Source organism: Bradyrhizobium sp. USDA 223, from assembly GCF_044909005.1.
In the GTDB taxonomy this organism is placed as follows: domain Bacteria; phylum Pseudomonadota; class Alphaproteobacteria; order Rhizobiales; family Xanthobacteraceae; genus Bradyrhizobium; species Bradyrhizobium yuanmingense.
In genome coordinates, this window is record NZ_JBIYDR010000001.1 from 959,875 (window position 1) to 972,331 (window position 12,457).

The 12,457-nt window shown below is 64.3% G+C and carries 15 protein-coding genes; 6 read left to right on the forward strand and 9 right to left on the reverse strand.

The genetic code is table 11. From position 1 onward, the window contains the following. Nucleotides 1-391 precede the first annotated feature (391 nt). Entirely contained in the window at nucleotides 392-1,360 is a 969-nt protein-coding gene (locus ABIA40_RS03970) for a helix-turn-helix domain-containing protein (RefSeq protein ID WP_025037738.1), read from the forward strand. 59 nt (nucleotides 1,361-1,419) lie between these two features. Here ABIA40_RS03970 and ABIA40_RS03975 read toward each other — a convergent pair whose 3' ends face one another. The 4 genes from ABIA40_RS03975 to ABIA40_RS03990 all read right to left on the reverse strand — a co-directional run bounded on the left by ABIA40_RS03975 (nucleotide 1,420) and on the right by ABIA40_RS03990 (nucleotide 5,697). Continuing rightward, complete coding sequence (locus ABIA40_RS03975) at nucleotides 1,420-2,409, reverse strand: tripartite tricarboxylate transporter substrate binding protein (RefSeq protein ID WP_271544111.1); 990 nt, start codon at nucleotides 2,407-2,409, stop codon at nucleotides 1,420-1,422. A 331-nt stretch (nucleotides 2,410-2,740) separates the two neighbouring features. Beyond that, nucleotides 2,741-3,670 (reverse strand): substrate-binding periplasmic protein, encoded by a 930-nt coding sequence (locus ABIA40_RS03980; protein ID WP_404539257.1) that lies wholly within the window; start codon nucleotides 3,668-3,670, stop codon nucleotides 2,741-2,743. Further along, nucleotides 3,667-4,020: a cytochrome c gene (locus tag ABIA40_RS03985; RefSeq protein WP_157283950.1), complete on the reverse strand. Its 354-nt coding sequence runs from the start codon at nucleotides 4,018-4,020 to the stop codon at nucleotides 3,667-3,669. Before ABIA40_RS03985 ends, ABIA40_RS03980 begins: the two co-directional genes overlap by 4 nt. A gap of 12 nt (nucleotides 4,021-4,032) precedes the next feature. Continuing rightward, on the reverse strand, nucleotides 4,033-5,697 hold the full coding sequence (locus ABIA40_RS03990; protein WP_157283948.1) for a methanol/ethanol family PQQ-dependent dehydrogenase: 1,665 nt from the start codon (nucleotides 5,695-5,697) through the stop codon (nucleotides 4,033-4,035). A gap of 318 nt (nucleotides 5,698-6,015) precedes the next feature. On the opposite strand from ABIA40_RS03990, the gene ABIA40_RS03995 reads away from it, so the two are divergent. The 5 genes from ABIA40_RS03995 to ABIA40_RS04015 all read left to right on the forward strand — a co-directional run bounded on the left by ABIA40_RS03995 (nucleotide 6,016) and on the right by ABIA40_RS04015 (nucleotide 8,699). Continuing rightward, nucleotides 6,016-6,408, forward strand: coding sequence for a calcium-binding protein (locus ABIA40_RS03995; RefSeq protein ID WP_404539261.1), 393 nt, complete (start codon nucleotides 6,016-6,018; stop codon nucleotides 6,406-6,408). A 142-nt stretch (nucleotides 6,409-6,550) separates the two neighbouring features. Beyond that, the gene (locus tag ABIA40_RS04000; RefSeq protein WP_271544118.1) at nucleotides 6,551-6,880 is read left to right on the forward strand and encodes a hypothetical protein; all 330 of its coding nucleotides are present in this window, start codon (nucleotides 6,551-6,553) and stop codon (nucleotides 6,878-6,880) included. A gap of 217 nt (nucleotides 6,881-7,097) precedes the next feature. After that, nucleotides 7,098-7,178, forward strand: coding sequence for a pyrroloquinoline quinone precursor peptide PqqA (gene pqqA, locus ABIA40_RS04005; RefSeq protein ID WP_008562446.1), 81 nt, complete (start codon nucleotides 7,098-7,100; stop codon nucleotides 7,176-7,178). Between the two features lie 229 nt (nucleotides 7,179-7,407). Beyond that, nucleotides 7,408-8,277: a hypothetical protein gene (locus ABIA40_RS04010; RefSeq protein WP_404539264.1), complete on the forward strand. Its 870-nt coding sequence runs from the start codon at nucleotides 7,408-7,410 to the stop codon at nucleotides 8,275-8,277. 212 nt (nucleotides 8,278-8,489) lie between these two features. Then, a complete protein-coding gene (locus ABIA40_RS04015; RefSeq protein ID WP_036007926.1) occupies nucleotides 8,490-8,699 on the forward strand; it encodes a hypothetical protein in 210 nt (69 codons plus the stop codon). Nucleotides 8,700-8,721: 22 nt separating this feature from the next. Here the strand turns inward: ABIA40_RS04015 and ABIA40_RS04020 are convergent, their stop codons facing one another. From ABIA40_RS04020 to ABIA40_RS04040, 5 genes are read right to left on the reverse strand one after another with little or no spacing between them, the layout of a single operon-like run. Then, a complete protein-coding gene (locus tag ABIA40_RS04020; RefSeq protein WP_157283940.1) occupies nucleotides 8,722-9,069 on the reverse strand; it encodes a hypothetical protein in 348 nt (115 codons plus the stop codon). A 25-nt stretch (nucleotides 9,070-9,094) separates the two neighbouring features. Further along, nucleotides 9,095-9,904, reverse strand: a complete 810-nt coding sequence (locus tag ABIA40_RS04025; RefSeq protein WP_404539267.1) for a pentapeptide repeat-containing protein — start codon at nucleotides 9,902-9,904, stop codon at nucleotides 9,095-9,097. 47 nt (nucleotides 9,905-9,951) lie between these two features. Further along, the gene (locus ABIA40_RS04030) at nucleotides 9,952-10,680 is read right to left on the reverse strand and encodes an ABC transporter ATP-binding protein (protein ID WP_404539270.1); all 729 of its coding nucleotides are present in this window, start codon (nucleotides 10,678-10,680) and stop codon (nucleotides 9,952-9,954) included. Then, a complete protein-coding gene (locus ABIA40_RS04035; protein ID WP_036042015.1) occupies nucleotides 10,670-11,407 on the reverse strand; it encodes an ABC transporter permease in 738 nt (245 codons plus the stop codon). Before ABIA40_RS04035 ends, ABIA40_RS04030 begins: the two co-directional genes overlap by 11 nt. A 1-nt stretch (nucleotide 11,408) precedes the next feature. Continuing rightward, on the reverse strand, nucleotides 11,409-12,383 hold the full coding sequence (locus ABIA40_RS04040; RefSeq protein WP_404546153.1) for an ABC transporter substrate-binding protein: 975 nt from the start codon (nucleotides 12,381-12,383) through the stop codon (nucleotides 11,409-11,411). Nucleotides 12,384-12,457: the final 74 nt, after the last annotated feature.

Genomic DNA, 12,457 nt, shown 5'->3' on the forward strand with positions numbered 1-12,457 from the left:
TCCTCCTCCTGATGAGAGCCACGGGTCCACGTGCAGGAGCGGCCCGTTCTTGTTGTTCCTGCCGCAATCCCTAACGGCTTCGCCATCGGGAAACTTGCCCAAGAGCGAAGGCGGTTTGCTCGACAGCGCACGGAGGTGAAGATTTTGATTTTGCAGTAGCGAATTCAGCGGCTTCGGTGCGCCCTCGAGGCCGCCTCGGCGCTCAGGTTCCCCTTGACGGCGCTGCAACTAAGGCGGAGGATTAAGTTTCAAGAGTGGCAATGGAACGATGGCGCTCGTTGCAAGAGACCGCTCAAATGCGAGGTAAACGTCACGCAATCACGGCTGAGGGCTCCGGCAGCGCTGGTTGCGATTCGCGCCGAATCTCCGGATCAAATCAGTGGCTGGATTAATGTCCGACACCATTCACACGCTCTCGACGACCGGAATGACGCCGAAGCGGCAGATCCAGAGCTGGATCGACGGGCTCACGAGCCTGTGCGGGCATTTCGACGTTGATCCGCTGGAGGCGTCCTCGCTCGAAGGTCGCATCGATTACACCACGGTCTCGCGCCTGAAGCTCTGCCAGATCGAGGTCAGCCAGCATCGCATCGCGCACACGCTGGCGCGCGCCAAGGCCAATGAACACCCGTACATAAAAATCCATTTCCAGACTTACGGCGTGTCTTATTTCGAACAAGAAGGCCGCCACATCGAGATCAACCCGGGCGACATCATCGCCTATGACGTCTCCTGTCCGCATTCGATCATCAGCCCCGCCTTTACCCGACATGACGTGGTGATCGTGCCGAAGGCGCTGCTGCGCGACCGCGGATTCCCGTCGCAGCGGATGCCGGCGTGCAAATTGACGGCGAAGACGGGGACCGGGCGGATCGCCCACGATTTCGTCCACGCCACCTTCGACGAGGCGGCAAAGCTGTCCGCCAACAGCGCGGTCGGCGTCGCGGATTCACTGATCGACCTGTTGCTGCTGCCGCTGCGCGAAGCCGACACGATGTTCGATCGTGTCGGGCCCGAAGCGATGTATGTGCGCGCGCAGTTCTTCATCCGCGAGCACTTGCGCGACCCCGATCTGTGCATCGATCAGATCTCGGCCGAGCTTGGCTGCTCCAAGCGCTATCTGCACATGCTGTTCTCGGAGCGCGGCACCACGGTGAGCGACTACATCTGGCAGGCGCGGCTGCAGAACTGCCGCCAGGAGCTCGAGGCCCACGCCGGCAAGACTATCACCGACGTTGCCTTCTCCTGGGGGTTCTCCAGCTCATCGCATTTCAGCCGGGTGTTCCGGAAATATTTCGGCGTGGTGCCGTCCTCGATCCACAAGGCACAGCAGGGCGCGGCGAGCTCGGGCGAGCATTAGACGCGGTTTTTCCAAAAGCGGCCGGCGAGGCCGTCCTCGTGATGTGCCCAACTTTCTGATCAGGCCGGCTCGAGGCCCAACGACTTCGCGCTCTCGATCCAGATCGGCAGCTCGCGCTGGTACAGCGCATTGGTTTCCTTGAAGCCGATCGCGGGCTCGAGCACGAAGGTCGAGAGAACCTCCTTCACTTTCGGATCGGTGTTGGCGGCGACGCAGAGCTCGGCGAGGCGGTCGACGACGGCTTGCGGCGTCGCCTTGGGCACGGCCCAGCCGGTGAACCCGCTCACGGTGAAGAATTTCGACGTCGCGCCCTGCTCGGGAAGGGTCTTGATCGCGGGGATCGCATCGACCTTCTTCGAATGCACGGCGAACACCGTGCCGCGGTCGCTTTGCAGGACCGACTGCGCGGCCGTGTAGCTGCCCATCGCGGCATCGAGGGTGCCTTCCAGCATTCCCGTCCACATCGGCGCCTCGCCGCGATAGTGCACCGGCTCGATGTTGAGGCCGTACTGCTTGTTGAGCTCGTTGACAGTCATGTGCGGGGCCGAGCCCGCGCTGTAGGTGCCGAAGTTCACCTTGCCGCTCTTGCGCGCGAAGGCGACGAAATCCTCCAGCGTCTTAACCCCTGTTTTCGGGTTCGCGACCAGCAACAGACCCGCGCCGGGAATGACGCTGACGAGCGTCAAATCCTTGTCCATGTCGTAGCCGGGATTTTTCATCACCACACGGTTCATGATGTAGGTGGTCGAGATCGAGCACAGGATGGTGTGGCCGTCGGGCTCGGCGCGGGCGACTTCCGCCGTCCCGATCGCGCCGGAGGCGCCGGGCTTGTTCTCGATGACGACGGTCTTGCCGACCTGCTTGGAGATGAACTCGCCATAGGCGCGCGCGAGCAGGTCGGTCTGGCCGCCGGCGGGATAGCTGCAGATCATGCGAATCTGCCGCGCCGGCCAGCTACCCTGTGCCGATGCGCCGCGCGCGACGAGCGGCATCGCCAGTGCACTGGTCCCGGCGGCGATGAAGTGGCGGCGATCGAGCTTGGCGGACATGATTCTCTCCCTGATTTTTGCCGAACCTACTGCATCCGGCTGTCGCTGCCATCGGTCGCAGGCGAGACAGATTGGCGCATTCGATTGGTCTGCGCGGTGCCTATTCGGTGATCACCCGGACGCGCAGATTGCTGGCGATGGCCGGGGAATTCACGGGGCACCGATGGGCGAATGAAATGCCTCCAGTATACGAAGGGAGACGCCGCTAGCCACATCCTCCGTCATTCCGGGATGCGTGCGCAGCACGCAGGCCCGGAATCCATCGCCCCGCATGCGCTGCTGATAAATGGATTCCGGGCTCGCCCTGCGGGCGCCCCGGAATGACGGTGCCTCACCGCTGGATGATCTTGGTCCAGACATCGCCGAGGATCGCGGGCTCGCGCGGCGGCAGATAGGTGAGGCCGGCCTGCTTGCCGAATTCGGCGATCTTGCCCGAAGCCGTGAGCTCCGTCAGCGCCTTGTTGACGGCCGCGATCAGCGCGCCATCGCTGGCGAGCCCGACATAGCCGCGATTGGCTCCGATCGGATAATAGTAGCCGGACGCCGTGATCGCCGTGTCCGGGTGCGCGGCGCGATGGGCGTCGAAGCGGGCAAGATCGATCAGCGTCGCGTCATGGTCGCCGCGCTCGAGCGCGCCGAGAAGATCGTCGCGGCCGGGGACGAGGTGGGTGATGTTGTCGATCAGGCGCCCCTTGTCGAAGGTCATCAGGATGGCGTCGCCGAGCGATCCGCTTTCGATGGCGAGACGAAGGCCGGCGAGATCGCCGATGTCGCCGACCTTGCGCCCGCGGGCCTTTGGCCCCAGCACCACCGTCATCGGCGAATAGATGTAGGGCTGGCTCGGCGCGAGCACGCCGAGCGGGACGCGGCGCCGCCGATCGTCGCGCGTGGCGCCGGCGAAACCCGGCAAGCGCGCCGTCTTCATCCCGGGTGCGACAAGCGAATCCTGCGTCAGCGCGTAGCCGCCGACCAGCGAGCAGCGCCCGTCCGAGAGCAACGCGTTGGCCTCGAGTTGCGGGCTCGAATCCTCATCCAGCCTGCTCTCGAACCACTGGATCTTCAGCGGGCGTCCCATCCGCTCGGCGATCGCCTGCGCCAGCAGCACGTCGAAGCCGGCATCCGGCTTGTCGCGGCGATGCACCGAGAGCGGCGGCCGGTCCTCGTCGAGACAGACCTTCAGAGGATCGTCGGCTGCGAGAGCGACCGACGCCATCGCGGACAGAACGGCCGCAGCGCTCCAGGCAACGCGCCGGCCCCTCATGGCTTCCTCCGGCTGGAGACGAAGGCCCAGAGGTTTCCGATCTCGTCGTCGCTGAGAATGTCGGCCCAGGGTGGCATCTTGTTGTTCTTGCCGTTCTTCACCGTGGTGACGAAGCGCGTCTTGTCGTCGGGAATGGCACGCAGATCCGGCGTGACGGTGCCGGAATTCATCAGATTGGGGCCGTGGCAGTGCGAGCATTTCGAGGCGTAGGTCGACTTGCCATGGTCGATCTGCGCCTGCATGGAATTGCCGGTGGTGTCATCGGCGCGGACGGTCGCCGCATGCGCGACCGACAGCACCGCGACGGCGGCGATCATCGCCGCCGTCTTGTGAGGGATCACTTTCAGCATCGTACCCGTGTCTTACTGTTTGACCGCAAAGACCCACAGCGAGCCGCCGGGCGGCACGTTGGCAAGCCGCTCGTCGCCGGAGAACAGCGAGTAGACGCCGCCATAGCCGCTCGTCACGGCGACATACTGCACGCCGTCCTGCTGCCAGGTCACCGGCTGTCCCTCGATGCCGGAGCCGGTCTGGAACTGCCAGAGCTTCTTGCCGGTGTCGGCGTCGAAGGCCTCGAACTCGCCGGTCAGCGCGCCTGAGAATACGACGCCTCCGGCCGTCGAGAGCACGCCCGAGAAGCGCGGAATGTCGCTCGGCGCCTCCCATTTCGATTTGCCGGTCATGGGGTCGATGGCCTTGAGATGACCGCGCGGCCCGTCGCCGTATTCCCAGAGGTCGGTCAGATCCATGCCGAGATACCATTCGCCCTGCTTGTAGGTGACGGGCTCGGTCTTGTACCTGCCGCCGAAAGCGAGCGTGTTGGCATAGGCGAGGCCGGTCTGCGGATTGAACGACATCGGCTCCCAGTTCTTGCCGCCAAGGATCGAGGGATAGACGGTGACTTTCTTGCCCTCGCGTGCGTCCTTCGACACGTCGGTCTCGATCGGACGTCCCGTCTTCATGTCGATGCCGGTTGCCCAGTTGACCTTCACGTAAGGATTGGCCGCGAGCAGCTTGCCGTTGGTGCGGTCGAGCACGTAGAAGAAGCCGTTGCGGTTGGCATTCAGCAGCGCCTTGGTCGGCTTGCCCTCGATCGTCATGTCGGCGAGCACCATCTCGGCCACGGCGTCGTAGTCGAACGGATTGTTCGGCGAGAACTGGTAATGCCACTTGATCTTGCCGGTCTTGGGATCCAGCGCCAGGACGGAGCAGGTGTAGAGATTGTCGCCGGGGCGCACCGCCGAGTTGAACGGGCCGGGATTGCCGGTGCCCCAATACACCGTGTTCAGCTCGGGGTCATAAGAGCCGGTGATCCAGGTCGAGCCACCGCCGAGCTTCCAGGTGTCGCCCTTCCAGGTGTCGCCGCCGGGCTCGTCCGGCGAGGGGATCGAGTGGGTCCGCCAGAGATGCTTGCCCGTTGCCGGATCCCAGCCGTCGATGAAGCCTCTTGTGCCGAATTCGGCGCCGGAGATGCCGGTGATGACGACGCCGTCGGCAACGAGCGGGGCTACCGTCATCGAATAGCCTTCCTTGATGTCGGCTGCTTTTTGCCGCCACAGCTCCTTGCCGTTCTTGGCGTCGATGGCAATCACGTGGGCATCGAGGGTCGTACGGAACAGCTTGCCCTCGTGAATCGCGACGCCGCGGTTGATGATGCCGCAGCAGACGATTCGCGGCGTCTCCGCCGGATATTCGATCTTGCTCTTCCAGATCTGCTTGCCGGTCTTGGCATCGACCGCCATCGTGGCATTGTGCGAGGTGACGTAGATGACGCCCTGATAGACGATGGGCTGCGATTCCTCGCTCCGATCGTCATTGAAGCTGTAATTCCAGATCGGGACGAGATTCTTGACCGTATCCTTGTTGATCTGCTTCAGCGTCGAGAAGCGCTGAAGATTGTAGCCCATTCCGTAATTGAGAACGTTCGATGTGTCGGTCGCACCCTTGACCAGCTGCTCGGTGGTCTGTGCATTTGCACAGGTTGACGCAAGCATGACGAGGCTCGCGGCCATCGCAAAGCGTTTCATCCGTTCCTCCCAAAATGCGCGCCTTTTGACGCTGCGGCTGCAACACTCCGTCGGAAACCAAAACGCGTCAATACGAAAGTCGTAAGCAACGTGCCGATATCGTCGGCGGTCACCTGACGGAAACCTGACAAAGGCAACTCCAACTTGTGCGGAGACGCTGAGAATTCCGTGGCGCGAAGCGCGATCGGGAGCAGGTCGATGCATCTCCACCGGTTGTGGCGCGCGTAAGTTGCAAGTCCGGACTTGAACCGAGGTCCGCTTGCGGGTTTATCTCGGCTCTGCCCCATTAATCAGGGGCTCTATGTCAGGGAGGTCTCGATGATTTCGGCTCGCTCGATTGCCCTTGCACTTATGATTGCACTCTCGGCCGGTCCGGCGTGGTCGGCTTCCGGCAATGCGGTCAAGTTGTTCGACACCGACAACGACGGCACGCTCGATCTTGCCGAGGTGAAGAAGGCCGCTGCCACCACCTTCGCAAAGCTCGATCCCGATCGCGACGGCACGCTCGATGCGCGCGAACTGCGTGGACGGTTGAGCGCGAAAGCACTCGCCGCGGCCGACCCCGACCGCGACGGGACCCTCACCCTCGACGAATATTTGTCGGTGGTCGAGCAGCGTTTCAGCGCAGCCAATCCCGACAAGGACGGAACGCTGGATGCGAAGGAGCTGAACGCGCGCGCCGGTCGCGCGCTCGTGCGATTGCTCCGGTGAGCGCCGCGGCCGGAACGGGCGTGACGGGCGTAACGTTTGCGATCATTCTCGTCTCGCGCTCGGGAACATCGGGCTGCTCGGCCTGTTTCTCCGCATGTCCTGCCGGCGCCGGGGCTGCGCTGCGGGAGAAAAGGAGATGCAGATGAATACGAATCGTTCCCTTCTTGCTGCCTGTGCAATCCTGGCGCTGAGCGCCGGGGTTGCGGTCGCCGGTCCCTGCAACACCGGCAGCGCCAGCACCGACAAGGATGCTGGTTCTGGTCCGGTCACCGTGGGCTCCGCGCAATCGCACACGTCCGGTTCGGCGAGCGGTACCAGCCAGCATCCGCCGACCAGCACCATGAACCGTGCCAGCGGTGAATCGCCGGCGTCGTCCGAGGATGCGCAGCGCCAAATGCAGAGCGAGCCGACGGCGGCTCAGCGCGCTGCAGGCGCCAAGCCGAATGCCGAAATGGCCGACAAGGATTGCTGACGGCACCGTTGTCGATTGGACGCGCGGTGCATTGCACAAGGCAGTGTCTCGCTGGTCAGGTTTGACCAGGAGGGAACTTGCCTTGTCCGAGAGAGAAATTGCGGCCGCGAAGAATTGGCACAGACGCGGCGGCAGTCGAATCGAGGCTTGAACTGCAATTGACGCAGCCCTAGGTTTTCGCCGCGCGATGTCGCGCTCAATACCTTGGGAGACCCGAATGGCTTGGAAAGCTCCGAAGATCGTGGAAGTGCCGGTCGGCATGGAAATCAACATGTACGCCTGCGCCTCGCGCAAGTAAGACCGACGACCTGCCGCGGCTTCGATGGCAAACGCCGTCGGAGCCGTGGCAGTGTCGGATCTGCGCCTCGCCGTGCTCCATGCTTTGCGGATTGACGTGAATGCCGCACGTGGACGGGCTTCAATTCTCTGGCCGCAAAATCTCGACCGTGCTCTGCGGCAGTGTGTTACGCTGGCGCCCGGTCAGCGCTGCTGCCGCATCATAGCGGCGCGCGCCTTTGGGGCACGGGATGGGCGGCAGAGCCTGCAAGTTCTGGACGGTGATCGTGTGCGCGATCGTGCTGGCGCCGGCGCGCAGCAGCGCCGAGGCAGGTTTTGATACCGAGCACATCTTCGGCTTCATGATCGGCACCGATATCGGCAATGTCGGCGAGCGCGAATTCCAGACCCAGACGACGGGGCGCTTCGGCAAAGGCGGGGGCGCTTATCGCGCCCTTGAACACGAGGTCGAGATCGAGGTGGTGCCGCTGCCGAATTTTCGTGTCGAGGTCGGCGGCACCGCCAGCTTGCACCACATCACCGGCGTCCCTGACATCGACGACCGCCGCCAGTTCAACTTCCAGGGCATCTCGCTTGACCTGCGCTATCGCCTGCTCGACCGTGAGCGCGCACCATTCGGCCTCACGATTGCGGCCGAGCTCCACGGCGACCGCATCGACGAGACCAGCGGCGCGAAAGGGCGGATGTACGGCACGGAATTCACGTTCGCCTTCGACGGCGAACTCATTCCGAACTTCGCCATCGGCGCCCTCAACCTGATCTACCAGCCGGAATGGGCGCGCTTCGAGATTGGAGGGGCTTCCGAGAAGAGCTCGACGATCGGGGCCGCGTTTGCCGGCCTGGTGCGCGTGCGGCCCAATGTGCTGCTCGGCGGCGAGATGCGCTACTTCCGGCAATATGAGGGCATCGGCCTTAGCGAGTTCTCAGGCCAGGCCCTGTTTGTCGGCCCCACCGCCTATTTCCAGCTCTCCGAGCGTTCCCGGCTCACGGCGAGCTGGAGCATGCAGGCCTGGGGGCGCCCGGCCAGCTCAGGCGGCAATCTCGACCTCGTCAATTTCGAGCGGCATCAGGCACGATTGGTGTTCGGCGTGAATTTTTAGCGCGGAAAGTCGTCATGCCCGGGCTTCTCCCGCGTGCGCGGCCGAAGCCACTTCGGCGAGGCGACGGCCAGGGCATCCACGTTCTTTGTTCCACGAGGCAAGGAGGCCGAGCCCGGCCATGACGAGGCTCCGGCGCTATGAAACTTCCCCCTCCTTCGCGCGTAGCTTCATGTGCTAATCTCTCCATCGCCCCCTTGCGAGAGGATCCCGGCATGAACCCGATTGACCTGGTGGTGACTGTGTGCGCGGTGCTCTCGCCTGCGACCTGCGAGGAGCGGCATCTGGTGTTCCACTATTCCGGGTCGCCGCGGCAATGCGCGATGGCCGCGCCGCCCTATATCGCGCAATGGGTCGGTGAGCATCCGAAGTGGCACGCGGTGAAGTGGCGCTGCGAATATCCGCACCCGAACGACAAGGCGTGAGCTGCCAGAATCCGTTCGAACGCTACTTGGTGCAGTCCTTCAGATCCTTGTCGGCGATCGAGAACACCGCGTCGGCCTTGATCTCGATATCGCGGACGACGCACTGCCGTGCATTGGGGTAGCTGACCCTGGCGTCGTAGCGGCCGGGCTCGATGCCGGTGATGCGCAACCGCTCGTCGTGGTCGACCTCCTTGTCCTTGTCATTCAAGCACTGGTTCGGACCCCAGTCGGTCTTGCCCGCGGGTGCAAGCTGGAAGCCGGAGATGGTCTCCGTCGTGAGATTCCAGAGCCTTATGCCCTTGCCCTTGGTCTGCGCGGCGGCTTCCCCGGCAAGCGTCAACAACGCGGTCAAAGCAAGAACCCCACGCATCAGCCAGTCCTCCCAAAGGGCGCCGTCATTCCCTGATCAGCCGCTCGCGGTTCTTTGCCTTGTCGAAATTCTTGGCGCGGTCAAGGCCATTTGGTGCGATCAGCTTCGCCGAGACGAGATCGGCGCCGTCGAAATCGGCGTCGATGACGATGGCGCCGGTCAGATCGGCTCCGCCGAGTTGGGCGTTTTTCAGTGATGCGCCGCTCAGATCGGCGCCCCTGAGGACTGCGAATTCGAGGTCGACGCGCGACAAATCGGCGTTGCGCGCGTTCAGCCGTTCCAGCTTGGCGGATCTCAGCACCGCGCGCATCAGTCCCATCGACTGGTTGCGCATATCGGCGCCGAGATTCGCGTCCGCGATCGAGGCGCCGACCAGGCTTGCGCCGGTGAGGTCGGCAGCGATCCGCGCTCCTGACAGGTTCGCACCGTCGAGACGCGCGCGGGCCATTTGCGAGGCGAACAGATTGGCGCCCTTCAGGCTTGCGCCGGTAAGATCCGCATCCAGCAGCCACGCCTGATCGAGGATCGCACCGTCCAGCCTGGCGTCTCGAAGTATTGTCTTGTTGAGCCGCGCGGCGCGGAGAACCGTGTTGGACAGGTCCAGCTCCGAGAGATCGAGACCCGACAGGCGTTTGCCGGTGAAATCGGCAGGCTGCTTTGGGCTCGCTTTGGCCAACATGGCCTCGACCTCCGGCCTCGTCATTTCAGCCGAGACCATCGCGGGGGAGGTGAGGTCGACGCCACGCATCATGTCCTGCGCGCCCGCCGTCATCGCAACGAGTGCGAGGCTAAGCGCTGCAAGACCAAGCGTTGCGAAGGCGACTGTCCGTGTCATCATCAGCTCCGCCGCCCGCTAATCTAGCACGTCCACCAGGCGACCGGCTATGAGGCATCTCGCTCAGTGCGGTCGCCTTGCGTTCGTTGCGCGAGGCCGGCCTTGATCGCCGCAATTTCGGCTTCGCCGCGTGTGTCGCGCGGGATGCCGATAGGCACCTCGGCCACGATCCGCGCTGGTCGCGGCGACAGGTAGAACAGCCGGTCGCCCAGGCGCACTGCATCGTCCAGGCTGTGTGTCACCAAAAGCGTCATCACCGGCCGGCTCGCGACGAGCGTTGCAATTTCATCGCGCAGGCGTCCGGCGAGAGCGTCATCGAGCGATGCCAGCGGTTCGTCGAGCACCAGAATATCCGGCTCGACGGCAAAGGCGCGGGCGAGCGCCACGCGCCGGGCCAAACCCAGCGAGAGCTCACCGGGATAGTGGTCGCGATGCGCTTCCAGCTCCAAAATCCTGAAGAGCTCGGCGAGCTTGGCATCAGCGACATCGGGCGCAGCCAGCCGTACATTCTGCTCAACCGAGCGCCACGGCAGCAGGCGCGGCTCCTGGAACACCATGCCGATCCGCGCCTCCGGCGGTCGCGCGACGCGGCCTGCAAAGTCGTGGTCCAGTCCCAGGATGATGCGCAGCATCGTGCTCTTGCCGCAGCCGGAGGGGCCGATCAGCACGCCGACCTCGCCGGATTGCAGCGCGAACTTGACGGGCGCCAGAACCTCGTGCGTTCCGCCCGCGGCACTCCTGAAAGTCTTGCCCGTGATATCGACCTCAAGCCGCACGGGGCCGCCACCTGTTTGCGCGGGCTTCGAACGGCTGCACCAGCAAGGTTTCGATGACGAGCACGACGGCGGCGAAGGTGAGGGAATAGGCCAGCAGCCGCGGCGTGTCGAACAGCTGGAAGGCGACGCCGATCTCGAAGCCGACGCCGTTCGGCCGCCCCAGCAGCTCGGCGACGAGCACGATCTTCCACACCAGCGACAGACCGGAGCGGGCCGAGGCCGCGATATAGGGCGCCAGTTGCGGCAGCACGACGTGGCGGAAGGCGCGCCAGCGCGGCATTGCGAACACGCTCGCCATCTCGTCGAGCGAACGGTCGAGCGCGCGCGTGCCCTCGCGCAATGTGACGATGGCGGTCGGCAGCTTGTTGATGGCAATCGCCGCGATCGCGGCGGCCTCGGTGAGGCCAGCCCAGATATAGGCCAGCACGATCACGACCAAGGCGGGCAGGTTGAGCAACAGGATCAGCCAGGGATCGCCGAGCCGGTCGGCGAGCTTCACCCGGCCCATCAAATAGCCGATGGCACTGCCGAGCGACATCGCGAGGGTGAAGGCGAGCGCGACGCGCGCCAGCGTGGCGCCGAGATGCAGGAACAGCGCGCCGCTTGATGCTTCCGCGATCATCACCTGAAGCACCGCCGGCGGGGAGGGCAGCTTTGCGCCGCCGACCACGAGCGCGGCAATCCACCAGATCGCGAGGAACAGGGCGAACGACAGCAGGCGCAGCACCTCAGTCTCCGGGGACTGCGTGATAGAAGGTGCCGGGATCGAGCTCGGCTGCGGGGCCGACGAGGTCGCGGCCGCCGATCTCGGCCAGCACGCGGTAGAGCACGCGCGCGTCCTTTTCCTCGTCATCGATGCTCCGGCGCGGAATGCCGTCGCGGTAGCGGTCGCGGTAAGCCTTGAGCAGGGCAGGATCGGTCGTGCCGGTAAGCGGCGCGACCTTGTCCCAGGCCGCATCCGAGGTCGCCAGCAACTCCTTGGCCTTGCGGGTCATTGCGATGAAGCGCGCGACGGCCTCCTTATGGCTCGCGGCCCAGCTCTCATCGAAGACATAGCCGACCGCGGCGACCGCGCCTTTGGCACCCAGCTTCGGCAAGATGTCCTCGATGCCGGCGAGGCGCCTGAAGCCCTTCGCTTCGAGCTGGGCGCAGAAATTCCAGAAGTTGAGGCTCGCATCCATCTCCCCGTCCAGCGCCTTGGCGGCGATCAAAGGCGGGGCGCCGTAGACGATGGTTGCTTCCGACTTGAGGTCGATGCCGTCCTGCTTCATCCGCGCCTGCAGCAGCAGCCAGCTCTTGTCGATCGCCCCGCCGGCGACCGCGAGCTTGCGGCCCTTGAGGTCGGCGAGCGTCTTGATCGGCGATGAGGCCGGCACCATTACGGCGCCGAGCGCGCTGGAATAGGGATAGAAGGTGAGCTTGGCACCGAGCGTGCGCTCGCGTGACACCCAAAGCCAGTCCGACAGGATGATGTCGGCGCTGCCGGCGCGCATCGCGATCTTGCCGGCTTCGGTGCTCGCCAGCTCGGTGACCTCCAGCGACAGGCCGGCCTCCTTGTCGAGGCCGGCGCTGCGGATCGCGGCCAGCTCCCACGAGAATGTTCCGGTCTTCTGCACCGCAAGGCGGATCGTGTCCGCAGCGCCAGCAGGTGCGGCTAGCGCCAGCACCGTTGCGAGCACCCAAATTCGCGCCAAAACTCTCATCACCTTGTGAGCCGTTTCCTCTGACAGAGTGCTTTTCAGCACAATACGCATAGCATAGCCTTGGTCGCAACCAG